We start from the raw sequence: 23,156 nt of genomic DNA, 5'->3' as shown, positions 1-23,156 counted from the left end.
CGCCCGTCATGCCGAGCGGGGCGTGGCGGGTGGGACCAGCGACGGGTCACGGCGGATCCAGATCGCCAGCAGGATCGCCGGCAGGCCGAGTGCCGTGGAAACGAGGAAGAAGGTGGCATAGCCCTGACCGGCGACCACCAGCCCGCCGAAACCGCTGAGGAACTTACCGGGCAGAGTCATCAGCGATGAGAACAGCGCATACTGGGTTGCCGTGTAGGCCCGGGCCGTCAGGCTCGACAGGAAAGCGATGAACACCGCGCTGGCCAGGCCATTGGCCAGGTTGTCGCCGACGATGGCCATCACCAGCATCGGCAGCCGGTCACCGACCAGGGCCAGGGCCACGAACAGCAGGTTGGTCAGGGCCGCCGCGACCGCTCCCAGCACCAGGATGGGCCCGATACCGTAGCGCGCCACCAGCAGCCCGCCGAGCATGCCGCCGCCGATGCTCATGGCGATGCCGAAGACGTTGGTCACGTTGGCGATGGTCGCCAAGCTGAAGCCCAGGTCGATGTAGAGCGGATTGGCCATGGAGGCCATCGCCAGGTCGCTGATCCGGAACACCGCCACGAACAGCAGCAGCCACAGGGCGCGGTGCCGATGGCGGGAGAAGAAGTCGGTGAAGGGACAGACGATGGCCCCCGTGACCCAGGCCCCGAGGCGGCGCAGGAGGCGTGGTCTGCCGCGGCTGGCGCGCAGGAAGGCGCGCACCCGAGGCTCATGGATCAGCTGGGTGGTCAGCGAGAGCCGCGCCGGCTCGGGACGCAGCAGCACGGTGACCACGCCCACGCCCACCAGGGCGGCCATGGCCAGGTAGGCCGCCTCCCAGGAGGCCAGCGAGGCCACGTAGAGGGCGCCGGCACCGGCGGCCAGCAGGCCGCCACGGTAGCCGATGATGTAGGTGGAGGCCATGGCGGCCTGAGTGTCCTCCGGGGCCGACTCGATGCGGAAGGCGTCGATGGCGATGTCCTGGGTCGCCGAGCCGAAGGCGACCAGCAGCGCGAAGCCGGCGACCAGGGGCAGATGGCTCACCGGGTCCAGGGTGGAGAGGCCCACCAAGCCGGTGACAATCATCGCCTGCGCCAGCAGCATCCAGCCACGGCGCTGGCCGAGGGCGCGGGTCAGGCCCGGGAGGGCCAGGCGGTCGACCACCGGTGCCCAGAAGAACTTGATCGAGTAGAGCATGCCGATCCAGGCGAAGAAGCCGATGGCCGCCACCTCCACGCCCTCGCTGCGCAGCCAGGCCGAGAGGGTCGAGAACACCAGCAGGAAGGGCAAGCCGGCCGAGAAGCCCAAAAACAGCATGGTGATCACGGGCGCCTGCAGGTAGATCGACAGGGCATCCCGCCAGCTGCGGTGAACGGGGGGGCTGGGCATGGCGGACAGCACTCCTTGCGTCTCGGGTCTTGGCCGGGGCCACGGACCGAGGTCAACGATGGTAACATCGGGAACCGGCAGCCGGGCCGCTCATCACCCGGGCCGGATCGACCGGTCCCGGCATGGGCAGGGATTGTTGCAGAGCCCCGGCAGTGATACCAGCACCAACCCGACAGGTACGACATGAGCGACGAACAGAGGCCTCAGGAAGAGGCTCAGGATGCTATCCCGCGCTGGTATGTCATCCAGTGCAAGGGCGGCGAATCCTTCCGTGCAGCCGAGCATCTGGGCAACCAGGACTACGAGATCTTCCATCCGGTACTCCAGGTACAGAAGAAGCGTCGTGGCAAGCTGACGTGGATCGACGAGCCATTGTTCCCCCATTACCTGTTCATCCGCCTCGACCGGCTCGAGAGCAACTGGCGGCCGATCCGTTCCACGCGCGGTGTATTGAGAATCGTCACCTTCGGGCTCGACCTGCCGGTGCCGGTCAGTGACGACCTAGTCGAGACGCTGCGCCATCATGCCAGCGACGACGATGCGGCGAGCACGAACGTCTACTTCCGTGCCGGCGAGGTGGTCGAGATCAGCGAGGGCCCTTTCAAGGATCTGCAGGCGATCTTCGCCAGCCACAAGGGCGAGGAGCGGGCCATCGTGCTGCTCAACATGCTCCACAAGCAGCAGCGCCTGGAGATGCCGGTTGGCCAGCTGCGCCGGCGCGACTAGTGTCCCATTCCCCTTCGACTCATCCCCCTACCTCAGGAGAGCCAGATGACCATCGCCCCGCAACGGGTCGTGACGCTGCACTATGTGCTCTGTGACCAGGACGGCCAGGTCCTGGACGACTCCCGCGCCCGCCAGCGCCCACTGGAATACCTGCATGGCCACGATAACCTCATGCCCGGCCTCGAGCGCGCCTTGGAGGGCCGTGCCGAGGGGGCCGAGCTCAGCGTCACCCTGATGCCCGCCGACGCCTATGGCCTGCGGGATGAGACCCTGGTACGCGAGGTGGGACGCAGTGCCTTCCCGGTCGAGAACCTGGTGCCGGGTATGCGCTTCCAGACCCCTGGCGACGACGGGCCCGAGATCGTCACCGTCGTCGAGGTGCGTGACGACAGCGTGGTGATCGACACCAACCACCCTCTGGCCGGCCAGACCCTGCGCTATCGTCTCGAGGTGCTCGAGGTGCGCGAGGCGACCCGCGCCGAGCTGGCCAAGGGGCATCCGCTGCCGCTGGGCACCGACCATCGCGAGGTCGAGGACAAGAAAGTCCCGTGAAACCTGACCTGGATCAAGTACGCTGGGGCCGCCCGTCGCGCGGGCGGCGAAACTTGATGCAGGTCAGCTTTCTCCCTCCCCTGACCGGTTAAAGTTCTCTCAACACATCGCGACGGGAGGACACCACCATGTATCTGGATGACGCCGTAATCTTCGGGTTGGTCACCGTCGGCATGATGGTCGCATTCATGGGCGGCTGGGTCGGTTTCATCATTCACGACAGTCGTCGTAAGAGAAAGCACTGAGCCAGCCGTCTCTAGAGTCGTCAGGGGAGGGGGGATATCCCCCCAGTGGCCGACCCAAATGGGTCGGCCTTTTTTATTTTCTTATGGCCGCTTTTGCCCCGCCAAGGGTCAGCGCCCGGCGGTGACGGGCATGGCGGCGGGACTCACCGGTGACCAGTGGCGGCTTAGGGCACGCATCACCCGCTCCGGGTACCAGGTCTTGCCGAGACTGCCATTGTAGCGGGCCAGGGCCCGGGTTAGGTCGCCGTCTTCCACGGCCAGGTAATGGGCCAGGATGGTGCAGCCATAGCGCAGGTTGCGCTGCGGGTCCTTAAGGTCGTCGGCAGGCAGGCCCAGTTCGCGGATCCAGAACGGCATGATCTGCATCAGGCCCACGGCGCCGGCTGAGGAGACGGCCTCGGCCTGAAAGGCGCTCTCCACCTGGATCACCGCCAACACCAGTTCCGGGCTCAGCCCGGCCAGCCTTGCTTCGTGATAGATCCGGGTAAGCAGCGTTTGGTGCCGGGCCGGGTCCGGCATGCGACCGGCGAGCCGGGGCGCCATGGTATTGACCCACTGGCGAGCGGCCCAGACCTCGGCCGGCGAGCGTGTCGCCTCGCGGCTGCCGGCGAAGGTATCGCGCAGCGTGTCGGGGGAAGGCATCGGCGAAGGCGACGAGACGACCGGCAGGGCCGCCAGGAAGGTGTCACCCTCCTGGCCCGAGACGGGCATCGCCAGCAGGCCGCAGGCCATCACCACGGCGGCCCGCCAACGCTCAGCTCGCGATCTTCTTGCCCAGGAAGTCGAGGATTTCTCCGGCCGGCACCATGGTGGCATCGCTGTCACGGCGTCCCTTGTATTCCAGTTCTCCCTTGTCCAGGCCACGGTCGCCGACCACCAGGCGATGGGGCAGACCCATCAGTTCATGATCGGCGAACTTGACCCCCGGCCGCAGGTCGCGGTCATCCAGCAGCACCTCGAAGCCGGCGGCGGTGAGGGCCTGGTAGAGGCGTTCGCTCTCCTCGCGCACCCGCTGCGACTTGTGGGCGTTCATCGGTACCAGCGCGAGATGGAAGGGGGCGATGGCGTCGGGCCAGATGATACCGGCGGCGTCGTGGTTCTGCTCGATGGCGGCGGCCACGACCCGAGTCACCCCGATCCCATAGCAGCCCATCCAGGGATGCACTTCACGGCCTTCGTCACCGAGCACGGTGGCGTTCATCGCCTCGCTGTACTTGCGGCCCAGCTGGAAGACGTGGCCGACCTCGATGCCGCGCTTGATCGACAGGGTGCCCTGACCATCCGGGGAGGGGTCGCCCTCGACCACGTTGCGCAGGTCGGCGACCCGGGGCAGGACCACATCGCGCTCCCAGTTGATGCCGAAGTAGTGCTTGCCGTCGACGTTGGCACCGGCGCCGAAGTCGCTCATCAGGGCCACGCTGCGGTCGATGATGATCGGCATCTCGAGACCCACCGGGCCGAGCGAGCCGGGGCCGGCCCCCACCGCGGCACGGATCTCCTCCTCGCCGGCCATGGTCAGGGGGCTGGCCACCTCGGGCTGGTTCTCGGCCTTGATCTCGTTGAGTTCGTGGTCGCCGCGCACCAGCAGGGCCACCAGACCACCCTCGACGCCGTGGACCATCAGGGTCTTGAGGGTCTTCTCGATGGGTAGGCCGTGCTGCTCGACCAGCGCCTTGATGGTCCGGGCATCGGGGGTGTCGACCAGGTGCAGGGCCTCGCCGGGCGCGGGGCGTTCGACCTCGCTGCCTGGCGGTGCCGGCAGGGCCTCGGCCTTCTCCATGTTGGCGGCGTAGTCGGACGCGGTGGAGAAGACGATGTCGTCCTCGCCGGAGTCGGCCAGCACGTGGAACTCGTGGGAGTCGGTGCCGCCGATGGCGCCGGTATCGGCGATCACCGGGCGGAAGTTCAGACCCAGGCGAGTGAAGATGCGCACGTAGGCGTCATACATCCGCTGGTAGGTCTCCATCAGCGAGGCCTCGTCCACGTGGAAGGAATAGGCATCCTTCATGAGGAACTCGCGGGAACGCATCACCCCGAAGCGCGGGCGGATCTCGTCGCGGAACTTGGTCTGGATCTGGTAGAAGTTGGCCGGCAGCTGCTTGTAGCTGGCGATCTCCTTGCGCACCAGGTCGGTGATCACCTCCTCGTGGGTGGGGCCGACGCAGTAGTCGCGATCGTGACGATCCTTGAGGCGCAATAGCTCAGGCCCGTACTGCTCCCAGCGGCCGGACTCCTGCCATAGCTCTGCCGGCTGGACGGCGGGCATCAGCACCTCCTGGGCACCGGCGCGGTCCATCTCCTCGCGGACGATGCGTTCGACCTTGCGCAGGGTCTTGAGGCCCAGCGGCAGCCAGGTATAGAGGCCGGAGGTCAGGCGACGGATCATGCCCGCGCGCAGCATCAGCTGGTGGCTGATGACCTCGGCGTCGGCGGGGGTTTCCTTGAGGGTGGCGATCAACAGGTCGGTGGCGCGCATGGGTCCGGCGTTTCCTCGAGCGGTGCTTGTGCAGAAGCGAATGACAGGGCGCCGCGCGAGGCGGCGGCAATGACCGAGCATTGTACGGCCAAGCCCGGTTGGCGGCAAAAGGCGGGCAGGGCGGGTCCTTGGGGAATCCCTCCAAGGCGCCGGCACGCTGGCCGCGAGAATTGCTTAGGGGGTTGGCGCCCTTCGGATGAAAAAAATCTGCCTCCGGAAGCTCGCGGATTGTAAAAGTGTGTATATAAATTAAGTCATAACGTTAATTAGCGCGAAGGCGGTGTCGAGGCGTCGAGTCCATGAGGTGCGGACAGCGGCGCGGCTCGGTCTGACGCCACCTGTATGGCCACATCGGGGATCACGGACAGGGAACACTATGAAGAAGATTCTTTTTCTGGGTGCGGGTGCCCATCAACTGCCCCCCATCTACTACGCCCGGGAGCAGCATCACCACGTCATTACCTGTGACATGCATATGGACAAGCCGGGGCATGGGCTCGCCCATGAGGCGTATCAGGTATCCACCACCGACAAGGAGGGCGTACTGGCGCTGGCACGGCGGCTCGGCATCGACGGCGTCGTCGCCTACGCCGCCGACTCCGCCGCCCCCACCGCGGCCTATGTCGCCGAGCGGTTGGGACTGCCCGGCAACCCCTACGACGCCGTGCTGACGCTGGCCCACAAGGACCGGTTTCGAGCGTTCCTGGCCGCCAACGGCTTCAATGCGCCCAGGTCACGCGCCTTCCATCGCCTCGAGGAGGCCAGGATCTGGCTCGAGGGGCTCAGATTACCGGTGTTCGTCAAGCCGATCGATGCCTCCGGCAACCGGGGCATCTCCCTGGTCGAGGCGCCGGAGCGGCTCGACGCCGCCTTTGCCTACGCCCTGAGCTGCTCCCGAGGCAAGAAGGTGGTCGTCGAGGAGCGGATCGACAAGGTCGGCTATCAGATCGATAGCGACGTGTTCATGGTCAAGGGCACGCTCAGGTTCTGGCTATGGGCGGATGCCCATTTCGATCCGGCCTGGTCGCCCCCCGCCCCGGCCGCCAACAGCTACCCAACGTTGCTCGACCCGGGGATCGGCACCAAGGCCGCCCATGAGCTCGAGCGACTGCTGAGCCTGCTGGGCTGTCATACCGGCCCCTTCAACGTCGAGTACCTGGTGGATGCCCGGGGGGAGATCTGGTTCCTCGAGGCCGGTCCCCGCAACGGTGGCGACGGTATTCCCGACGTGATCAAGCACGCCACCGGCGTGGACCTGTGCAAGTACACCGTCGACGCCGCCCTGGGCCTGGCGTGTGGGCCGCTCCAGCAGGCCGTTCCCAGCGGGTGCTGGTCGAATTACATTATCCGTTCCCGCGAGTCCGGCCGACTCGTCGATATCGAGATGTCCGAGCGCCTCGAGGCGAAGATCGTCAGCCGTCGAATGTGGGTGCAGCCCGGCGAGCCGGTCGGCGACCCCCTGGGGATTTTGATCCTGCACTTTTCCAGCAGCGACGAGATGCACACGATGCTGTCCCAAATGCCGGAGCATATGCGTATCGTGACGGCGCCTGAGCAGGACGCGGCGCCGTCACGGTCGGGGGCGGCTGGCGCCGCCCCGGCTTAGGCCCCAGGCGCCGCCACGAAAAGGACGGCCAACAGCGGTATAACTCGCCAAGGCATGGCTCAGTCCTCCAGCAGCAGCAGGCGCACCAGCATGCCCAGCACCAGGGTGGTGGAGACACTGAGCAGGGTGCCGAGCAGCACGTATTCGGTGAGCTTGCGATCCTGGGCCTCGCGCAGGTCACCGAAGCGCAGTACCGACTTGGCGGCCAGCAGGAAGCCCACCGCCGTGAGCTGGTCGAGCAGCACCAGGGTCAGCACCAGGAAGCGCTCGAGCATGCCGATGCGAGCGCCGGCCCGGGCCAGGGTACCGGTCTCCTCGAGCTGCTCACTCCAGCGCTGCATGACCAGGGCGATGATAATGGCCAGCGGCCGGGAGACCAGCAGGTAGGCGACGGCCAGCCCCAGTACCACCGGGGTGGTCAGCCAGTGCCACAAGGCCGTGAGCGGCTGTCCGCTGCCGATCCAGGCCAGCCACAGCACCACCAGTACCAGCAGGTGGCTGGCCTGGTCGAGCAGGAACCAGCGCAGCTCGCCAGCCGGCAGCCGGGCCTTGGCCAGGTCGATCAACCAGTGGCTCCCGGCCACCACCAGGGTAGCGAGCAAAACCGCCCCGATGCCGCGGGATATCGCCTGGTCGGTGGCGAGCAGTAGCACGGCGCCGGCCAGCAGACCGTGTACCAGCGCATGCTGGAGCAAGCGGGGGGAACGGTGGCGCAACCGGTAGCGCTCCTCGACCCAGGTATGCGGCTGCAGCAGGAAGTCGCCGGCCAGGTGAGCCAGTAGCAGGGCGAGCAGCAACGATGCCGGCGTGATCATGGGACCTGGCCCTCTTCCTTGATACGCCGCTCCAGAAACTCCAGAGTTGCCTTCAGTAATGGCCATCGGGCGTTGTGCAGGCGCTTGTGCACGGCGGGTTGGCTGATGCCCAAGCGCACGGCTAGCGCCTGCTGGGACTCGGCCTGGCACAGCTGATGGTAGACCGCCTCTGCCGACGCCGCTGACCAGTCGTCGAGGCGTTCATCAACGAAGCGCAGCAGCAGCTCCAGGCAGCCGTCCCCCGCGGCACCCTCGAGCATCAGGCACAGGTGTTTATCGTCGTCCAGGGCGTCCAGAGCCTGACCGGAAGCCACATAGGGCGCGCCACTGGCCTCGCCGAGAGGCGGGCTCCGCTCCCACTCGTCGTCATTGCCGATGGCGATGGCCAGGCGGGCGTCCCAGCGCTGGTCGCGGGTCGAATGGCGGATCAGGGCGGCGCGCAGCAGCACGGCGACACTGATCGCCTCCGCTGCCCCGGGCAAGGCCGCCTGAAAGCCGTCGCCTCGGTAGCGCTGGGTACGCCCGGCAAAGCGCGTACGCAGCAACGCCATGGTGTCATCGAGCACCCGGGAGAGCCGCCGGGTGTCGTGGATGTGGCGGGAGTCGATGACATCCCCGGTGATCACTGCGATGCGTCGTGTCATTGGCGGGCTCCAAGTATGCTATTAATATAACCTTTTTGAGGAATAATTCAATTAAATAGCCCATTAAAGTTATAAATATGTATAATAGCCTATAATGGTTATTTTTGAAGCGGCCCTGCCGATGGCGTCTGTTCGGCGCCCCCAGACTCTCACCGGGGAGGGGCAATGCGTAGGGACGAAACGACTCGCGATGCCGTCCCGGAACCGCCAGGGTGGCGACGAGACGTGAACAGGGGGCATCCGGCGACAAGACGAGGGAGTTGCTAACCTAAGGTCGAAGGCGCTTGTGGCAGGTCTGGAGGTCGGGGCTGCCTAGGAGAAACGCGTATGGCGACGTTGAAGCTGACGACCTGGAACATCGAGCATCTGGGCAGGTTGTTGCCGATCCCGTCGGACAACCGGAAACCGAAGCTGCAGGGCATCGTGGACGAGATCACGGCGATCGATCCCGATATCCTCTGTCTTCAGGAGGGACCGGGCAACCTGCCGGATCTGCTGGCATGGGCAAGCTCGCCAGGCGGGCTACAGGGACGCTATCGGGTGGCGACGATCCCCGCCACCGAGGCGATCCTGCAGCAGGAGCCCGCCAACCCGCGACGGGCCCTGCAGAAGCTCTACGCTATGCAGGGCAACGTCGCCACGGGTAACCAGTGGATCTGGTTCCTGGTACGCGAGGGCCTGTTCCAGGCGTCCCGTGCCACGCTGCTCGATCCCCGGGTCTGGCGGGACTTGACCCGACAGCCCAGATGGCCGGTGCACGATTGGGGCGATTTGGCCGTCCAGCAACACAGCCACTGGCGACATCCCCAGACGCTCCTGCTCAACCTTGAAGGCGTGGAGGTCGAGTTCATTGGCGTGCACCTGAAGAGCAAGGTCAACAGAATGAGCCCCTTCGATCAGCAGGGCGAATTGACCGAGGAGTTCGTGAGCGAGGCGCTACGGGCACGCATCCGGCTCGCGACCGAGGCCTATGACGTTCGGCGCTACATCGAACAACGTTTCGATCAGCATCCCCAGCCCCGTATCTTCGTTCTCGGCGACCTGAACGACGGGCCCGGAAGGGGCCATTTCGAGCGGCAGTTCCTGTTCTTTGACCTGGTCTCCAACATGCAGGGCGATGTGTTCTTCGCTCGTCACTTCCTTAACCATGCCCTGTTCGACTTCGACGACCGGCTACGCTGGAGTACCGGGTTTCGGGACCGGATCGAGGAGTGGTCCCGGCGCCGGTCGGACGCCGAGGCATTGCCTTCCGAGCCAATCGATTCCACCCGCTTCCAACTGATCGATCACATTCTCTTCACCCAGTCGCTGGTGGGCGAGAGGGCATGCCCGCGAATCAAGGCTGGCGCCGGCCTTGTGGAACATACCATCCATCAGCGGATCAACGCGCTGTTGACCCGGGCCAACCAGACAAGCGATCACGTGCCGGTATCGGTACACATCACCTGGTGAGCAGCACAGGCGACCACAGGGGGTGCCAGAGGCCGAGATGGTCTACCGTGCCAGCGCCTGCATCGCGCTTTCCAGTCCCTCTAGGGTCATGGGATACATGCGGTCCTCGATCAGCTCGCGGATCAGCCGGGTGGAGGGGGTGAATTCCCAGGTCCGGGGCGGCATGGGGTTGAGCCAGGCCAGATGCGGGAAGGCGTCGACCAGGCGACTGAGCCACACCGCGCCGGCCTCGTCATTGAAGTGCTCGACGCTGCCGCCGGGGTGGGTCACTTCGTACGGCGACATGGCGGCGTCGCCGACGATCACCACCTGGTAGTCGGCGCCGTAGGTGTGCAGCACGTCCAGCGTCGGGATACGCTCGCCGTGCCGCCGGGCATTGTCCCGCCATAGGCCTTCATACACACAGTTGTGGAAGTAATAGGGCTCCAGGTGCTTGAACTCCGCGCGTGCCGCCGAGAACAGCTCCTCGCAGGTGCGAATGTGGTCGTCCATGGAGCCGCCCACGTCGAGCAGCAGCAGCACCTTCACCGCGTTGTGGCGCTCGGGGCGCATCTGCACGTTGAGCAGCCCCGCGTCGCGGGCCGTCTCGCGAATGGTGGCGTCGACGTCGAACTCCTCCGCCGCGCCCTGGCGGGCGAACTTGCGGAGCCTTCGCAGCGCCATCTTGATGTTGCGCGTGCCGAGTTCCAGAGAGTCATCGTAATCGCGGAAGCGCCGCTCGTCCCACACCTTCACCGCGCGGCGGTGTCGCGAGCCGTCCTGGCCGATACGGATGCCCTCGGGGTTGTAGCCGTAGGCGCCGAAGGGGCTGGTGCCGCCGGTGCCGATCCACTTGTTGCCGCCGGCGTGGCGCTCCTGCTGCTCCTCGAGACGCTGCTTGAAGGTCTCGATCAGCGCCTCCAGGCCGCCCAGGGACTCGATCTGGGCCTTCTCCTCGTCGGAGAGCTGCTTGTCGAACTCGCGGCGCAGCCAGTCGTCGGGAATCAACGCCTCGATGGCCGCATCCAGGCTCTCCAGCCCCTCGAACCACGAAGCGAAGGCGCGATCGAAGCGGTCGAAGTGGCGTTCATCCTTGACCATGACGGTGCGTGCGATCCGATAGAAGGCCTCCAGGTCGGCGACCACCACGCCGTGCGCCACCACCGCGTGCAGATCGAGCAGCTCGCGCAGCGACACCGGGACGCCGTGGCGCCTCAGGGTCTCGAACAGGCCGATAAACATGGCTCAGTGCCCCTGACGACGCAGCATGAAGGCCAGACGCTCCAATAACTGCGTATCCTGTTCATTCTTGACCAGTGCCCCGGCCAGCGGCGGGATCGCCTTCACCGGGTCGCGCTGGTAGAGCGCCTCACGGGCCAGGTCATCGGCCATCAAGAGCTTGAGCCAGTCCACCAACTCCGAGGTGGAGGGCTTTTTCTTGAGGCCCGGGGCTTGGCGAAGGTCGAAGAACACCTCCAGCGCCTCGCCGACGAGCTTGGGCGCGATATCGGGGAAATGCACGTCGATGATCGCCTGCATCGTCTCGCGGTCGGGAAACTCGATGTAGTGGAAGAAGCAGCGGCGCAGGAAGGCGTCGGGCAGCTCCTTCTCGTTGTTGGAGGTGATGACGATGATCGGGCGGTGGCGGGCGCGAATGGTCTCGCCGGTCTCGTAGACATGGAACTCCATGCGATCCAGCTCCTGGAGCAGGTCGTTGGGGAACTCGATGTCCGCCTTGTCGATCTCGTCGATCAGCAGCACCACCCGCTCGTCCGCGGTGAAGGCCTCCCACAGCTTGCCCGGCTTGATATAGTTGGCCACGTTCTCCACGCCCTCCACGCCGAGCTGGGAGTCGCGCAGGCGGCTCACCGCGTCGTACTCGTAGAGCCCCTGGGCGGCCTTGGTGGAGGACTTGATGTGCCAGGTGAGCAGTTGCGTGCCCAGTGAGCTGGCCAGCTCCTCGGCCAGCAGGGTCTTGCCGGTACCGGGCTCGCCCTTGATCAGCAGCGGCCGCTCCAGGGTCACGGCGGCATTCACCGCCTGTTTCAGGGCCGCGGTGGCTACATAGGTGGAAGTGCTGTCGAACGCCATGGATCGCCTCGTGTGAAGGTCGTCGGAGAAATTCAAACGAGTGTACGTAAGGGGTGTCGCCGGGACAATCGTCTCTCCCGGCAGGCGCCCTACGCCATCGGCCGGGGAGCTCGGCGCGCGAGGTAGCGGCGCAGCTGTCGGGCGTTCTCGACGGCGTAGCCAGCCTCATCGTTGTTGAAGTAGGCGTAGACGTCACGGTCGTCCGTCGTGAGGTCCACAAGCCGCCGGGCCTGGGCGGTAAGGTACTGTGGGGAGTAGCGCCCCCGATAGGGGTCGCCATGGAAGCGCAGGTAGGTCCAGTCGGCGGTGAGCCGTTGAGGGTGGTCGGGCAAGATGTCGTGCCGGCACAGGGCCGCATGGTGGGCCTCCAGCACCTGATAGACCTCGTCGCACAGCCAGGAGGCATCCCGGAATTCCACCGCCCAGCGATGGTCGCGCGGGGTGGCCTCGAGAAAGGCGTCTAGGCGCTCGGTGTTGACGCGCCATCTTCCCGGCAGTTGCACCAGGATCGGCCCCAGCTTGTTGCCGAGCAGGCTGGCTCCCTCCAGGAAACGGCCGATGGTGTCGTGGGGATCCTTCAGCTTCTTGAGGTGGCTGCCGAAGCGGCTGAACTTGACCGCGAACCGGAAGCCCGCGGGCACGGCATCCCGCCAGGCCCGGAAGGTGGCCGCGTCGGGCAGGTGGTAGAAGGTGTTGTTGATCTCGACCGTTGCGAAGTGTGCGGCATAATGCTCGAGCCAGTGCTCGCGAGGCAGGGCGTCCGGATAGAAGACCCCTCGCCAGTGAGCGTACTGATAGCCCGAGGTCCCGATATGCACACGTCCCGTCCGGCTCATGTGGCCTCCTCGCCCCCTGAGAGGGATAACAGCACCCAGGGTCAGGATGGCCTCGCTCCCCTGATATCGCCAGGCCGGGGCGACGCTGCCTTCAAGCGTTGCGGTAGGCCTCGACCAGGATCGCCGGATCATGCGCGGCATGGCCGCGACCGGCATGAGCACGCATCAACTGGGCGGCCAGGCCGCTCATGGGGGCGGCACTGCCGCTGCGCTGGCTCTGGGCCACTGCCATGTCCAGGTCCTTGAGCAGGGTGCGCAGGTGCCAGGGAGGGGCTTCGAAGTCGCTCGCTGCCATGCGCGGCGTCAGGATCCGAAAGGGCTTGGAGTCGGCGAAGCCGCCGGCCAGCGCCTCGGTGAGACGGGTAGCATCCACACCACTGGCCTCGGCCAGAGCCACCATCTCGGCCAGCACCGCCGCCTGGCAGCCTACCACCATCTGGTTGCACACCTTGGTCACCTGGCCGCTGCCCACCGGGCCCATATGGGTGAGGCGAGTGGAAAGGGGGGCCAGCAGGGGCCGGATCGCCTCGATGTCCTTTGCCTCGCCGCCGGCCATGATGGCCAGCTCGCCCGCCTCGGCACCGGCCACTCCGCCGGAGACGGGAGCATCGACCCAGCGCATGCCGCACTCGCTCTCGAGCCACTCGGCAAAGTCGCGAGTCGCCGTTGGGTCGCTGCTGGAGAGGTCCACCAGCCGTTGGCCTGCCCGGCCGTGCTGGGCCACGCCGCCGTTACCGAATACCACCTCCTCCACCACATCGGTGTTGGCCAGGCACAGCAGCACCACGTCCACCGCTTTCACCAGCTCGCCGATGGAGCCCGCCACCTGTGCGCCGATCTTGCGCAGCGTCTCGGCCTTGTCGGGGGAGCGATTCCATACGGTCACGTCGAGGCCGGCCTGGAGCAGGCGACGCGTCATGGGATCTCCCATCAGGCCGATACCGATGAAGCCGAGGCGGAGTTGGGGCATGGGGACGTCTCCAGGCAGAAGGCGAAAGTCACAAGCATGCGCGACGACAGGCTTTTTTATCAAGTCACCAACACGTGCTCTGTCCACCAGAAGCCGCCGTCGAGCGGCATGGCTCACTTTCTTGCGATAGACCATGGGAGAAAAATCACAATTGCGCCAACTGGAAACTAAAGTTAAGTTTTTAATGCTATATGTTGATAATTGTATCTCGTGATGGAGGCGTACCGTGGATACTGAACACTGAACAGCTGTGCTGCCATCCGGCCAACCATTAGCTCTTTCAAGGAAGACGGATGAATGATCGTGTAGAGCATATCGACATCGCGAAGGGCATCTCCATCACGCTGGTGGCATTGTTTCATAGCGAAATGACGGTTTTCCTCCCGGGGGTTATTGAGCCGATGTCCCTCTTCCGGATGCCGCTTTTTTTCTTCCTTTCCGGCGTGTTCTTTACGTGTTTGTCCCGCCCGAGCGTCTTCCTATGGAAAAAATCAGAAGCGCTCTTGAAGCCTTATTTTTCCGTGCTACTGCTTCTGCTAGCCTATACATGGCTCAAAGATGTCGGGGATCCGGCCGGGAAGCTTGTCGGCATCCTCTATGGGAATGGCGATACAATTCAGTGGGAGCCCATGTGGTTTCTTACTCACCTGTTTCTTGTGTATTGTTTCGCGTATCTCATGTTCCATTATGCTTACTTCAACAGGCTGCCATTGTCAGCGCAATGGCTGTGCTTGATACTGCTGCTTTTGGTGGGTGCCTATAACATCGATACATTCTGGCAAGTCGATATATCCTTGTTAAAACATTCATATTTCTTGCCAGGACTGCCGTTCAGCATGGACATTGTTCTGGTGACATCGGTATTCTTTGTCGCAGGAAAGCTTCTCAGAACCCATGTTGTCAACTTGAGGTTCAGGCGTTCACTGCTTGGGCTTTCCCTGCTGGTTTTTCTGGTCATTGCCCTGTGGAGTGATGCTCATATCGACCTGAATAGGAGGGTATTTGTCAGCCCCTTGTTGTCGATAGTCGGCGCGTTTTGCGGCATCTATTTCATCTTGCAGATCTCGATGCTCATTGCAGGATTGAAACGAATGCAGTCAGTTCTGGTTATGTTCGGAAAGTCCAGTCTTTATATACTGATCTTCCATAATTATATCGGCGACAGAACCTATTCGCTGCTGGAGCGCCTGGCCGCGGAGAGGGTCGATGGGATGTGGCTGGCGTTTACTGCCTTTTTGATCAGTGTCCTGGCGCCGCTGTCGATCAAGTGGATTGTCGAGAGAAATGATCTCCTGTCGCTGTTCTTCCTGCCTTTCAAGTCCAACAAGCTGCTGCAGCGAACGCTCTATATGCGTCGGTGAGCCAAGGGCGATCATATAACGGGGCCAATGAATAATTGGACGGATAATGGGGCGGGCGACCATGTTGGACTGAGCAGCAGGCCTCACGCCGGTATCACATCACCCGTGGGTAACGCCGTTGAGTCATGTGTCGTCTTTAACCTCTGTCAGGCTCTCTGCTGGCCTGGCATGGCGCAACGCCTCCTGAATCCTGTTGGCATATTCATCTAGTTTCTGGAGCTCTGCATCGATATCTCCCCCACCGGGCGATTTGAGTTTGGCGACAATCAGCTCCATGGCAGCCGATACGGCGTGAGCACGTCGTACTTCGGGACTTACAGACTGGGCGGCTGCGGAAACGGTATGAAAAGAGAGCGGGTTATCTTCCTGAGACATGAGATCTGGCCCTGGCGGCGGGAAGAAAAAATCAGTAGAGACTGGTCACTAAATATCATGTAGTGAAAGGGTCAGGCAGCGCGCCATGATTTGCAAGAACCTTGGTTGGCCACGTCGGCTATTTTTACGCATTCTTTACATCGTGGCGCTAAAGCAGCGTCTTCTCCTCGCCTTCGTGGTCGGCGGTCCACAATTTTTACGGATTTTTTATATCGCGCCATGATCTCATGAGTTCCCGGATATCATGGCTGGGGAAATAGCATGTCCAGGACGTTGCGCCTGCATCGGCAAGTGATAGAGCGTGCTCGACTCTGGGCGCCGGTCTTCAAGGCTGCCTCGGTCCTCTGGCTGGTCCTGGCGCTATTCATGGTTCTGCCTTGGGGAGTGCTGCTGATCGAGGAGGATCCCGACGCCATGGCATTCGGTCTGTCGATCCTCCTCGTGCTCTCGGCAGTAGCCCTCACCTGGACCGTCACTTTTCACGTCCCCGTGGAACTCAAGCCCTGGCAGATGTTCGTGTTAACGACCCTGAGCTGGGTCACCATCAGCGGATTCGCCAGTCTGCCGCTGATCCTGGGTGCCCCCCAACTCTCCTTCACCAATGCGGTATTCGAGTCGGTATCGGCCATTACCACGACCGGCTCGACCGTGTTGGTCGGCATCGGTGACCTTTCCGATGGCCTCAAGCTGTGGCGAGGCATCATGCAGTGGCTTGGTGGCATCGGCATTATCGTCATGGGCATCGCCATCCTCCCTTTCCTGAAGGTCGGTGGTATGCGCCTGTTTCATACCGAATCTTCCGACTGGTCCGAAAAGGTGTTACCACGCACTGGCGGTATCGCCAAGGCCACCCTCGGTGTCTATGGCAGCATCACCGTGTTAGCGATGGTGTCCTACTGGCTGGGCGGCATGGCACCCCTGGATGCCGTGGTCCACGCCATGACGTCGGTGGCCACGGGTGGCTTCGCCAATTCCGATGCTTCCTTCGGCGCCTATGCGCAATCCCCGCACCTATTGTGGCTAGCCAGCCTGTTCATGCTTTGCGGATCGCTTCCCTTCGTACTCTATATTCGGGTGTTGCGAGGCGCGAGGATGGCACTGTGGCGAGACCAGCAGGTGCACGGCCTGCTCACCCTGCTCACGATCGTTTGCCTGCTGCTGACCGGCTGGCGCATGTGGCTGGGAACCCCGCCCTTCGAAGCCCTGACTCATGTGGTGTTCAACGTCATCTCCGTAGTCACCACTACCGGCTATGCCTCGGATGACTATACGCTCTGGGGCCCCATGGCCACGGTGGCCTTCTTCTACCTCACCTTCGTCGGGGGCTGCAGCGGTTCTACCGCGGGAGGCATGAAGATCTTCCGGTTTCAGATCGCCATGCTGCTGCTGGTTAGCCAGTTGCGTTTCCTGATCCATTCCAGCGGTGTGTTTGCCTCGCGCTACAATGGTCAGCCCTTGACCGACGAGATTACCCGAGGGGTGGTGGCATTCTCCTTCTTCTTTTTCCTGACCATTGCCGGAGTCGCGCTGGGGCTGGCGCTGTTGGGCCTGGACTTCATCACCGCCCTGTCCGGCGCCGCCACGGCCGTGGCCAACGTGGGGCCAGGACTCGGTGACATCATCGGGCCGTCGGGCAACTTCGTCACCCTGCCGGAGGCCGCCAAGTGGCTGCTGTGCATCGGTATGCTGATGGGACGGCTGGAAATCCTGACGGTGCTGGTGCTCCTGACCCCTATGTTCTGGCGTCGCTAGTGTAGGCACGAGAGACGAGGAGCCTGATGGACGATATATTATCAATCGCCAGCCGGGAAAGCGGGAAAGCGCAATACGAGCATAGGCCAGGGGCCAATGGACCGTCGCGCGTGACCCTGCTGGTGGCCCTGAGTGGTGGTCAGCAGGACAGCGATCTGGTGCGTGCTGCGCACCGGTTGTCTCAGCGTGACGGCATACGATGGCGAGCGGTCCACGTCGAGGCACGACGCGAAGACAGCAGACGTCGCTTGCGTATCGAGCGGGCATTCGCCCTGGCCATCCGCCTGGGCGGTGAGACACGATGCTTTCAGGGCCAGGGCTGGGCCGATGAGCTGCTCGACTACGCCGAATCTCAGCAGGTACAGACCCTGATGGTGGGCCGCTCACGGCCCTCCGGCTGGCGGATCTGGCGTCGTTCGCTGCCCGACCGGTTGGCCCAGCACGAAGGCAGTTTCGATCTGATCGTGATGTCGGGCGGCGCCCCCCGTGAGCGCTGGCGACCCAGGCCGCGTTGGCAGGCCTGGCGCTGGCAGGAGCCAGCGATTGCGATCGCGACCACCCTTGCGGCCTTGGGGATGGCCTGGGGACTCAGCGTCTGGCTGGAACTGGCCAACCTCTCCCTGCTGTTTCTCGCCGCCGTGCTGACCAGTGCCACCCTGGCCGGTACCCGGGCGGCGATGCTCAGTGCCGTCCTGGGATTTTTGGCCTTCAACTTCTTCTTCACCCAGCCACGCTTCTCGTTGGCCATGGGCGAGCAGGAGCAGCTGCTCACCGTGTCCTTCTTCCTGCTGGTGGCCCTGGTGGTCGGCCAGCTGGCCGGCAGTAGTCGCCAGCGCCTGATGGCTCTGCGTGCCAATCGTGAGCATACCCATCGCCTGTTGGAATACTCCCGGGCACTCTCCGTGGCCACCGATCGAGATCAGGTACGCCAGATCGGTGCCTCGACGCTGGAGCGCTGGCTCTCGGTACCCGTGGTCATCCTGGAGGCTGATTCCAGGGGCGCCCCTCTGCGCATTCGTCAGGCACTCCCGGCCGGCAGTGTGCTGGATCCCGCCGCCGAAGAGGCCGCACAGCAGTGTGCTCAGCGGGGACGGACATGCGGATTCGGCAGCGAGGAATTGTCGGAGTTGGCCTGGCGCTTCATCCTCCTCTGTGAGCAGGGGCGTCTGCTGGGGGTCGTGGGCCTCAAGCTGTCGGTTCGTGACAGCGTTCCCAGCGCCGACCAGGAGGCCTTGATCGATGCGCTGGTCCGCCAACTGGCCATGGCCTTGGAGCGAACACGCCTGGTCGATGACCTGAGTGCCGTCAGGCTTTCCGAGGAGAACGAACGGCTACGCTCGGCCCTGCTCTCCTCGGTGTCTCATGACCTGAGAACCCCGCTGGCGTCGATCATCGGTTCAGCCAGCGCATTACGGGAACTCGATGCCCAGCTAGGCGACCAGGACAAACACGAGCTACTCGACAGCATTCTCAGCGAGAGCGAGCGTCTCGACCGATATATCCAGAACCTGCTGGACATGACCCGCCTGGGGCAGGGCAGCCTCCGGGTCGAGCGCGACTGGGTCTCCCTTGAGGATCTGGTGGCCTCGGCACTCAAACGTCTGGGTCCGTCACTGGAAGGACTGCCCGTGGAGTGTGACTGGCCCGATGACCTAGCGTTGCTGCATGTGCATCCGGCGCTGATCGAGCAGGGCCTGGTCAACATCATCGACAATGCGGCACGCTTCTCGCCACCCTATGGTCGGATCCGGATTCAGGGTGAAACCTTATCGGAGCAGGGCTGGCTGGTCCTGCGCATCAGCGACCAGGGCCCCGGGATTGCCCCGGCCCAACGCGACGCCGTGTTCGACATGTTCTTCACTGGCGGCGAGGGCGACCGTGGCCGCCATGGCACCGGGCTGGGGTTGGCGATCTGCCGCGGCATGGTGGGGGCCCACGGTGGCACCATCGCCGCCCGCCCTGGCTCGGATGGTCATGGTACCACCATCGAGATTCGTCTCCCCCTGCCAGCGCCCGAGGAGGTCCCTGATGCCGGTTGAACGCTCTAGGATCCTGGTCATCGATGATGAACCGCAGATCCGCCGCTTCCTGCGCATCAGTCTAAGTTCGCAGGGATTCGAGGTGATCGAGGCAGCCGCCGGGGCAGAAAGCATACCGATGATCCAGGCCGGCGGTATCGACTTGGTACTGTTGGATCTTGGGCTGCCGGATATGGATGGTCAGACCGTTCTGGAAGTCCTGCGGCGGCACAGCGATGTGCCGGTGATCGTGGTCTCCGTGCGCGAGCAGGAGAATGAAAAGGTCCAGGCCCTGGACAATGGGGCTAATGACTATGTGACCAAGCCATTCGGTATCCGCGAACTGTTGGCCCGCATCCGTGCTCTGCTGAGGCGCCAATCCCTTGCCACGTCGTCAGAAGCCATCCCGCCTTACCGGCATGGGGGACTATGCATCGACCTCCAAGCTCGGCGTGTACGGTTGAATGACATGCCCGTTCATCTGACTCCCAAGGAATACGCCGTGCTGGAGAGACTCGTGCGCCAGGCCGGTCGGGTGGTAACCCAGACCCAGTTGCTGCGCGAGATCTGGGGGCCCGTCCATGCCCACGATTCCCATTATCTGCGGATCGTGATCAGCAAGCTACGCCACAAGCTGGGTGACGACCCGCAATCACCGACCCTGCTGCAGACGGAGGCCGGTATCGGCTACCGCCTGTTGACCGAGCCATGACGCGCCATGTCGTGACCTTCCTGTCCATGTAGGAACCACTCGGACCCCCGGAGGCGAACCGTCAATTACCCTGCCCTGAAGGGCGGAGCTTGTGAAAGCAGGCTCGGTTGACCAGGGAAAGCGGACACCCACCCGCTACGTTCGTGACAGGTCGTCAAGACCCACCCCACCGTGCTTCCTCAGCGGTGGGCGCTGGAAGATCAGGATCATGCTGGCGAAAGGTAAAGCGCCGAAGGTTCTGATCGCTGCGGCAACGCAGGAGCCGGTCATGGACATTCCCGAGGGGAGATGGGCCGACAGGCCCACGGCACAAGGCCCGTAAGGGCAACGACAAGGAGGAAATCGCTATGGCGGTTTTCGTATTGGATAGACAGAAGCGGCCCTTGATGCCGTGCTCGGAAAAGCGGGCTCGGCTGATGCTGGCGCGAGGCCGGGCCGTGGTGCACAAGCGCTATCCATTCACCATTCGCCTCAAGGATCGAGTGGACGGCGAGACGCAGCCGCTGAGGCTGGGCATCGACCCCGGCAGCCGTATCACCGGGCTGGCGCTGATGCGCGAAAACAGCGAAGAGAGAGAGGTCGGGAAGCGTCATGTGCTGTGTCTGTTCGAGCTGGTGCATCGCGGCTTTCAGATCCGTGAGGCGCTGGATCAGCGCCGTGCCTTCCGCCGCCGCCGTCGCACCAAGAACCTGCGTCATCGTGCGCCACGTTTCGACAATCGCACCCGCCGCGACGGCTGGCTGGCGCCCAGCCTGCAGCACCGTGTCGATACCCTTTCTGCCTGGGTGGATCGGCTCTGCCGCCTGGCACCGATCACCTCTCTCAGCCAGGAGCTGGTGCGCTTCGACACCCAGAAGCTCGACAATCCCGAGATTTCCGGCGTCGAGTACCAGCAGGGCACCCTGCTGGGCTACGAGATCCGCGAGTACCTGCTGGAGAAGTGGAGGCGCGAGTGCGCCTACTGCGGCGCCAGGAACACCCCGCTGGAGATCGAGCATATCGAGCCGCGCCGGCGCGGGGGGTCAAATCGCATCGGCAATCTGACGCTGGCCTGCCATGACTGCAATCAGGAGAAGAGCGCCGACACGCTGGATGCCTTCTTTGCCACCGCCAGAGGACTAAAAAAGCGGCTGAGACAGCATCGCCAATCGGCAGACGCCCGCTACCGGCGGGTTATCCAGCAGCACGACAGGCCGCTGCGCGATGCCAGTGCCGTCAATACCACTCGCTGGGCGCTGAACCGAAACCTCAAACGCAAGGGGCTGCCTGTCGCGGTAGGGACAGGCGGCCTGACCAAGTACAACCGTCAGCGCCTCGGCATCCCCAAGACGCACGCGCTGGATGCCGCCTGTGTCGGTCAGGTCGAGGCCCTGCACGGCTGGCAGGTGCCGACGCTGACTCTCAGGGCCATGGGCCGGGGCAGCTACCAGCGCACTCGCCTGGATAAGTTTGGCTTTCCACGCGGCACCCTGATGCGCCGGAAGCAGGTGCACGGCTTCCAGACCGGCGATATGGTCAAGGCAGTAGTGCCCAACGGCAAAAAGGCCGGCACCCATGTGGGTCGTGTGGCGATCCGCCAGACCGGCAGCTTCAACATCCAGACCGAGCACGGCGTTGTGCAGGGGATTTCCTACCGCCACTGCACTGTGATCCAGCGAGGTGATGGCTACCGTTATCACCTGACACCATTCACTCACGATAGAGGAGAAGGGAGAGCGGTGGCATAGTCGCCCTTAGGGCGACGCGCTATCCCTCCCCGCTCTCAAAGGGCGGGGTATCCCGCGTAAACTGATGAAGATCATCATCCTGGGCGTGGGTCAGGTCGGCGGCACCTTGGCCGAGCATCTAGCCCGTGAAGAGAACGACATCACGGTGGTGGACATCGACGGCGAGCGCTTGAGGGAACTGCACACCCGGCTGGATATCCGCACCGTGACCGGGGCGGGGTCCTACCCCATGGTGCTGCGCCAGGCCGGCGGTGAGGATGCCGACATGCTGATCGCGGTGACCAATTCCGACGAGGTCAACATGATCGCCTGTCAGGTGGCCCACACCCTGTTCCGCACGCCGACCAAGATCGCCCGGGTGCGCGCCACCGCCTATCTGGCCCGCAAGGAACTGTTCGCCCAAGAGGCGGTGCCCATCGACGTGCTGATCAGCCCCGAGCAGGTGGTCACCGACCACATCCACCGGCTGATCGAGCACCCCGGCGCCTTGCAGGTGCTGGAGTTCGCCGGGGGCCTGGTCCAGCTGGTGGCGGTCCAGGCGGTGTTCGGCGGTCCGCTGGTCGGTCAGGACCTGGGCTTCCTGCGCCGCCACATGCCCAACGTCGATACCCGAGTGGTGGCCATCTACCGCCGCAACCGGCCGATCATTCCGCGCGGCGACACCGTCATCGAGGCCGACGACGAGGTGTTCTTCATCGCCGCCCGCCGCGACATCCGTGCGGTGATGAGCGAACTCAGGCGCCTGGAGCACGACTTCCGCCGGATGATGATCGCTGGCGGCGGCAACATCGGCGAGCGTCTGGCCGAGCACCTGGAGCACAGCCACCAGGTCAAGATCATCGAGCACCACCTCGAGCGCTGCACCCTGCTCTCCGAACACCTCGACCGCACCGTGGTGCTGCATGGCAGCGCCACCAGCAAGCGGCTGCTGGAGGAGGAGAACATCGAGGACTGCGACATCTTCTGCGCCCTGACCAACGACGACGAGGTCAACATCATGTCGTCGCTGCTGGCCAAGCGCATGGGCGCCAAGAAGGTGCTGACGCTGATCAACAACGCCGCCTATGTGGATCTCGTCCAGGGGGGCGAGATCGACATCGCCATTTCCCCCCAGCAAACCACCATAGGCAGCCTGCTCACCTACGTGCGGCGCGGCGACATCGTCAACGTGTACTCGCTGCGCCGTGGAGCGGCGGAGGCCATCGAGGCCATCGCCCACGGTGACCTCCACTCCTCCCGGGTGGTCGGGCGTGCCATCGGCGAGATCGACCTGCCCAGTGGCACCACCATCGGGGCTATCGTGCGCGGCAAGGAGGTGCTGATCGCCCACGGCGACGTGGTGGTGGAATCCGGGGATCACGTCATCCTGTGCGTGATCGACAGGCACCGCATCCGCGATGTGGAACGGCTCTTCCAGGTGGGATTGAGCTTCTTTTAGCAAAAAT

Annotated in this window: 21 protein-coding genes; 11 read left to right on the top strand and 10 right to left on the bottom strand. The window is 64.0% G+C overall.

Annotated elements, in window-relative coordinates; all coding sequences use genetic code 11:
* Positions 1–6: 6 nt before the first annotated feature.
* Positions 7–1,374 carry an AmpG family muropeptide MFS transporter gene (locus FHR94_RS11370; protein WP_183325836.1) on the bottom strand — a complete coding sequence of 456 codons (1,368 nt, stop codon included), beginning with the start codon at positions 1,372–1,374 and terminating at the stop codon, positions 7–9.
* A gap of 183 nt (positions 1,375–1,557) precedes the next feature.
* Between FHR94_RS11370 and rfaH the strand changes: the two genes are divergently transcribed.
* The 3 genes from rfaH (at position 1,558) to ccoM (ending at position 2,897) form a co-directional block, all read left to right on the top strand.
* Positions 1,558–2,100, top strand: a complete 543-nt coding sequence (gene rfaH, locus FHR94_RS11365) for a transcription/translation regulatory transformer protein RfaH (protein ID WP_183325835.1) — start codon at positions 1,558–1,560, stop codon at positions 2,098–2,100.
* Between the two features lie 45 nt (positions 2,101–2,145).
* Positions 2,146–2,652: an FKBP-type peptidyl-prolyl cis-trans isomerase gene (locus tag FHR94_RS11360; protein WP_183325834.1), complete on the top strand. Its 507-nt coding sequence runs from the start codon at positions 2,146–2,148 to the stop codon at positions 2,650–2,652.
* A gap of 128 nt (positions 2,653–2,780) precedes the next feature.
* Complete coding sequence (ccoM, locus tag FHR94_RS19850) at positions 2,781–2,897, top strand: cytochrome c oxidase subunit CcoM (protein ID WP_281376006.1); 117 nt, start codon at positions 2,781–2,783, stop codon at positions 2,895–2,897.
* A gap of 108 nt (positions 2,898–3,005) precedes the next feature.
* Here the strand turns inward: ccoM and FHR94_RS11355 are convergent, their stop codons facing one another.
* Together FHR94_RS11355 and FHR94_RS11350 are read right to left on the bottom strand one after the other, a co-directional pair.
* Positions 3,006–3,629 (bottom strand): lytic transglycosylase domain-containing protein, encoded by a 624-nt coding sequence (locus FHR94_RS11355; RefSeq protein WP_425485373.1) that lies wholly within the window; start codon positions 3,627–3,629, stop codon positions 3,006–3,008.
* 22 nt (positions 3,630–3,651) lie between these two features.
* A complete protein-coding gene (locus FHR94_RS11350) occupies positions 3,652–5,373 on the bottom strand; it encodes a proline--tRNA ligase (RefSeq protein ID WP_183325833.1) in 1,722 nt (573 codons plus the stop codon).
* Positions 5,374–5,749: 376 nt separating this feature from the next.
* Here FHR94_RS11350 and FHR94_RS11345 point away from each other — a divergent pair, with 376 nt between their 5' ends.
* Entirely contained in the window at positions 5,750–6,979 is a 1,230-nt protein-coding gene (locus FHR94_RS11345) for an ATP-grasp domain-containing protein (RefSeq protein ID WP_183325832.1), read from the top strand.
* A gap of 59 nt (positions 6,980–7,038) precedes the next feature.
* Here FHR94_RS11345 and FHR94_RS11340 read toward each other — a convergent pair whose 3' ends face one another.
* Together FHR94_RS11340 and FHR94_RS11335 are read right to left on the bottom strand one after the other, a co-directional pair.
* Positions 7,039–7,794, bottom strand: a complete 756-nt coding sequence (locus FHR94_RS11340) for a DUF3307 domain-containing protein (RefSeq protein WP_183325831.1) — start codon at positions 7,792–7,794, stop codon at positions 7,039–7,041.
* Positions 7,791–8,438, bottom strand: a complete 648-nt coding sequence (locus FHR94_RS11335; RefSeq protein WP_183325830.1) for a hypothetical protein — start codon at positions 8,436–8,438, stop codon at positions 7,791–7,793. Before FHR94_RS11335 ends, FHR94_RS11340 begins: the two co-directional genes overlap by 4 nt.
* A 327-nt stretch (positions 8,439–8,765) precedes the next feature.
* Between FHR94_RS11335 and FHR94_RS11330 the strand changes: the two genes are divergently transcribed.
* Positions 8,766–9,890 carry an endonuclease/exonuclease/phosphatase family protein gene (locus tag FHR94_RS11330; RefSeq protein WP_183325829.1) on the top strand — a complete coding sequence of 375 codons (1,125 nt, stop codon included), beginning with the start codon at positions 8,766–8,768 and terminating at the stop codon, positions 9,888–9,890.
* Between the two features lie 42 nt (positions 9,891–9,932).
* On the opposite strand, the gene FHR94_RS11325 is transcribed toward FHR94_RS11330, so the two are convergent.
* The 4 genes from FHR94_RS11325 to FHR94_RS11310 all read right to left on the bottom strand — a co-directional run bounded on the left by FHR94_RS11325 (position 9,933) and on the right by FHR94_RS11310 (position 13,766).
* Positions 9,933–11,111 (bottom strand): vWA domain-containing protein, encoded by a 1,179-nt coding sequence (locus FHR94_RS11325; RefSeq protein ID WP_183325828.1) that lies wholly within the window; start codon positions 11,109–11,111, stop codon positions 9,933–9,935.
* A gap of 3 nt (positions 11,112–11,114) precedes the next feature.
* Positions 11,115–11,960, bottom strand: coding sequence for an AAA family ATPase (locus tag FHR94_RS11320; RefSeq protein WP_183325827.1), 846 nt, complete (start codon positions 11,958–11,960; stop codon positions 11,115–11,117).
* An 89-nt stretch (positions 11,961–12,049) separates the two neighbouring features.
* Positions 12,050–12,796: a DUF72 domain-containing protein gene (locus FHR94_RS11315; protein ID WP_183325826.1), complete on the bottom strand. Its 747-nt coding sequence runs from the start codon at positions 12,794–12,796 to the stop codon at positions 12,050–12,052.
* Between the two features lie 91 nt (positions 12,797–12,887).
* The gene (locus FHR94_RS11310; RefSeq protein ID WP_183325825.1) at positions 12,888–13,766 is read right to left on the bottom strand and encodes an NAD(P)-dependent oxidoreductase; all 879 of its coding nucleotides are present in this window, start codon (positions 13,764–13,766) and stop codon (positions 12,888–12,890) included.
* A 293-nt stretch (positions 13,767–14,059) separates the two neighbouring features.
* On the opposite strand from FHR94_RS11310, the gene FHR94_RS11305 reads away from it, so the two are divergent.
* Entirely contained in the window at positions 14,060–15,127 is a 1,068-nt protein-coding gene (locus tag FHR94_RS11305) for an acyltransferase family protein (protein WP_183325824.1), read from the top strand.
* A gap of 123 nt (positions 15,128–15,250) precedes the next feature.
* Here the strand turns inward: FHR94_RS11305 and FHR94_RS11300 are convergent, their stop codons facing one another.
* Positions 15,251–15,502, bottom strand: a complete 252-nt coding sequence (locus tag FHR94_RS11300; RefSeq protein ID WP_183325823.1) for a hypothetical protein — start codon at positions 15,500–15,502, stop codon at positions 15,251–15,253.
* A gap of 261 nt (positions 15,503–15,763) precedes the next feature.
* Between FHR94_RS11300 and FHR94_RS11295 the strand changes: the two genes are divergently transcribed.
* From FHR94_RS11295 to trkA, 5 genes are all read left to right on the top strand, one after another.
* On the top strand, positions 15,764–17,254 hold the full coding sequence (locus FHR94_RS11295) for a TrkH family potassium uptake protein (protein WP_425485372.1): 1,491 nt from the start codon (positions 15,764–15,766) through the stop codon (positions 17,252–17,254).
* A gap of 110 nt (positions 17,255–17,364) precedes the next feature.
* A complete protein-coding gene (locus tag FHR94_RS19680; RefSeq protein WP_183325822.1) occupies positions 17,365–19,293 on the top strand; it encodes an ATP-binding protein in 1,929 nt (642 codons plus the stop codon).
* Positions 19,283–19,984, top strand: a complete 702-nt coding sequence (locus tag FHR94_RS11285; RefSeq protein WP_183325821.1) for a response regulator transcription factor — start codon at positions 19,283–19,285, stop codon at positions 19,982–19,984. Before FHR94_RS19680 ends, FHR94_RS11285 begins: the two co-directional genes overlap by 11 nt.
* 347 nt (positions 19,985–20,331) lie before the next feature.
* Entirely contained in the window at positions 20,332–21,711 is a 1,380-nt protein-coding gene (iscB, locus tag FHR94_RS11280) for an RNA-guided endonuclease IscB (RefSeq protein WP_183325820.1), read from the top strand.
* 64 nt (positions 21,712–21,775) lie between these two features.
* Positions 21,776–23,149 (top strand): Trk system potassium transporter TrkA, encoded by a 1,374-nt coding sequence (gene trkA, locus FHR94_RS11275; RefSeq protein WP_183325819.1) that lies wholly within the window; start codon positions 21,776–21,778, stop codon positions 23,147–23,149.
* Positions 23,150–23,156 lie beyond the last annotated feature (7 nt).

This window comes from Halomonas cerina, from assembly GCF_014192215.1.
Taxonomy (GTDB): Bacteria; Pseudomonadota; Gammaproteobacteria; order Pseudomonadales; family Halomonadaceae; genus Halomonas; species Halomonas cerina.
The sequence above is the reverse complement of the archived record's forward strand: the minus strand, read 5'-3'. Positions and strand labels throughout refer to the sequence as shown.

Bases quoted from the DNA above. Each gene is read 5' to 3' on its own strand.
- rfaH (WP_183325835.1), top strand. From the start codon at position 1,558: ATGAGCGACGAACAGAGGCCTCAGGAAGAGGCTCAGGATGCTATCCCG.
- FHR94_RS11345 (WP_183325832.1), top strand. From the start codon at position 5,750: ATGAAGAAGATTCTTTTTCTGGGTGCGGGTGCCCATCAACTGCCCCCC.
- FHR94_RS11305 (WP_183325824.1), top strand. From the start codon at position 14,060: ATGAATGATCGTGTAGAGCATATCGACATCGCGAAGGGCATCTCCATC.
- FHR94_RS11300 (WP_183325823.1), bottom strand. From the start codon at position 15,502: ATGTCTCAGGAAGATAACCCGCTCTCTTTTCATACCGTTTCCGCAGCC.
- FHR94_RS11370 (WP_183325836.1), bottom strand. From the start codon at position 1,374: ATGCCCAGCCCCCCCGTTCACCGCAGCTGGCGGGATGCCCTGTCGATC.
- ccoM (WP_281376006.1), top strand. From the start codon at position 2,781: ATGTATCTGGATGACGCCGTAATCTTCGGGTTGGTCACCGTCGGCATG.
- FHR94_RS11295 (WP_425485372.1), top strand. From the start codon at position 15,764: ATGTCCAGGACGTTGCGCCTGCATCGGCAAGTGATAGAGCGTGCTCGA.
- FHR94_RS11320 (WP_183325827.1), bottom strand. From the start codon at position 11,960: ATGGCGTTCGACAGCACTTCCACCTATGTAGCCACCGCGGCCCTGAAA.
- FHR94_RS11330 (WP_183325829.1), top strand. From the start codon at position 8,766: ATGGCGACGTTGAAGCTGACGACCTGGAACATCGAGCATCTGGGCAGG.
- FHR94_RS11335 (WP_183325830.1), bottom strand. From the start codon at position 8,438: ATGACACGACGCATCGCAGTGATCACCGGGGATGTCATCGACTCCCGC.
- trkA (WP_183325819.1), top strand. From the start codon at position 21,776: ATGAAGATCATCATCCTGGGCGTGGGTCAGGTCGGCGGCACCTTGGCC.
- FHR94_RS11355 (WP_425485373.1), bottom strand. From the start codon at position 3,629: ATGGCCTGCGGCCTGCTGGCGATGCCCGTCTCGGGCCAGGAGGGTGAC.
- FHR94_RS11360 (WP_183325834.1), top strand. From the start codon at position 2,146: ATGACCATCGCCCCGCAACGGGTCGTGACGCTGCACTATGTGCTCTGT.
- FHR94_RS11310 (WP_183325825.1), bottom strand. From the start codon at position 13,766: ATGCCCCAACTCCGCCTCGGCTTCATCGGTATCGGCCTGATGGGAGAT.
- FHR94_RS11340 (WP_183325831.1), bottom strand. From the start codon at position 7,794: ATGATCACGCCGGCATCGTTGCTGCTCGCCCTGCTACTGGCTCACCTG.
- FHR94_RS11285 (WP_183325821.1), top strand. From the start codon at position 19,283: ATGCCGGTTGAACGCTCTAGGATCCTGGTCATCGATGATGAACCGCAG.
- iscB (WP_183325820.1), top strand. From the start codon at position 20,332: ATGGCGGTTTTCGTATTGGATAGACAGAAGCGGCCCTTGATGCCGTGC.
- FHR94_RS11350 (WP_183325833.1), bottom strand. From the start codon at position 5,373: ATGCGCGCCACCGACCTGTTGATCGCCACCCTCAAGGAAACCCCCGCC.
- FHR94_RS11315 (WP_183325826.1), bottom strand. From the start codon at position 12,796: ATGAGCCGGACGGGACGTGTGCATATCGGGACCTCGGGCTATCAGTAC.
- FHR94_RS11325 (WP_183325828.1), bottom strand. From the start codon at position 11,111: ATGTTTATCGGCCTGTTCGAGACCCTGAGGCGCCACGGCGTCCCGGTG.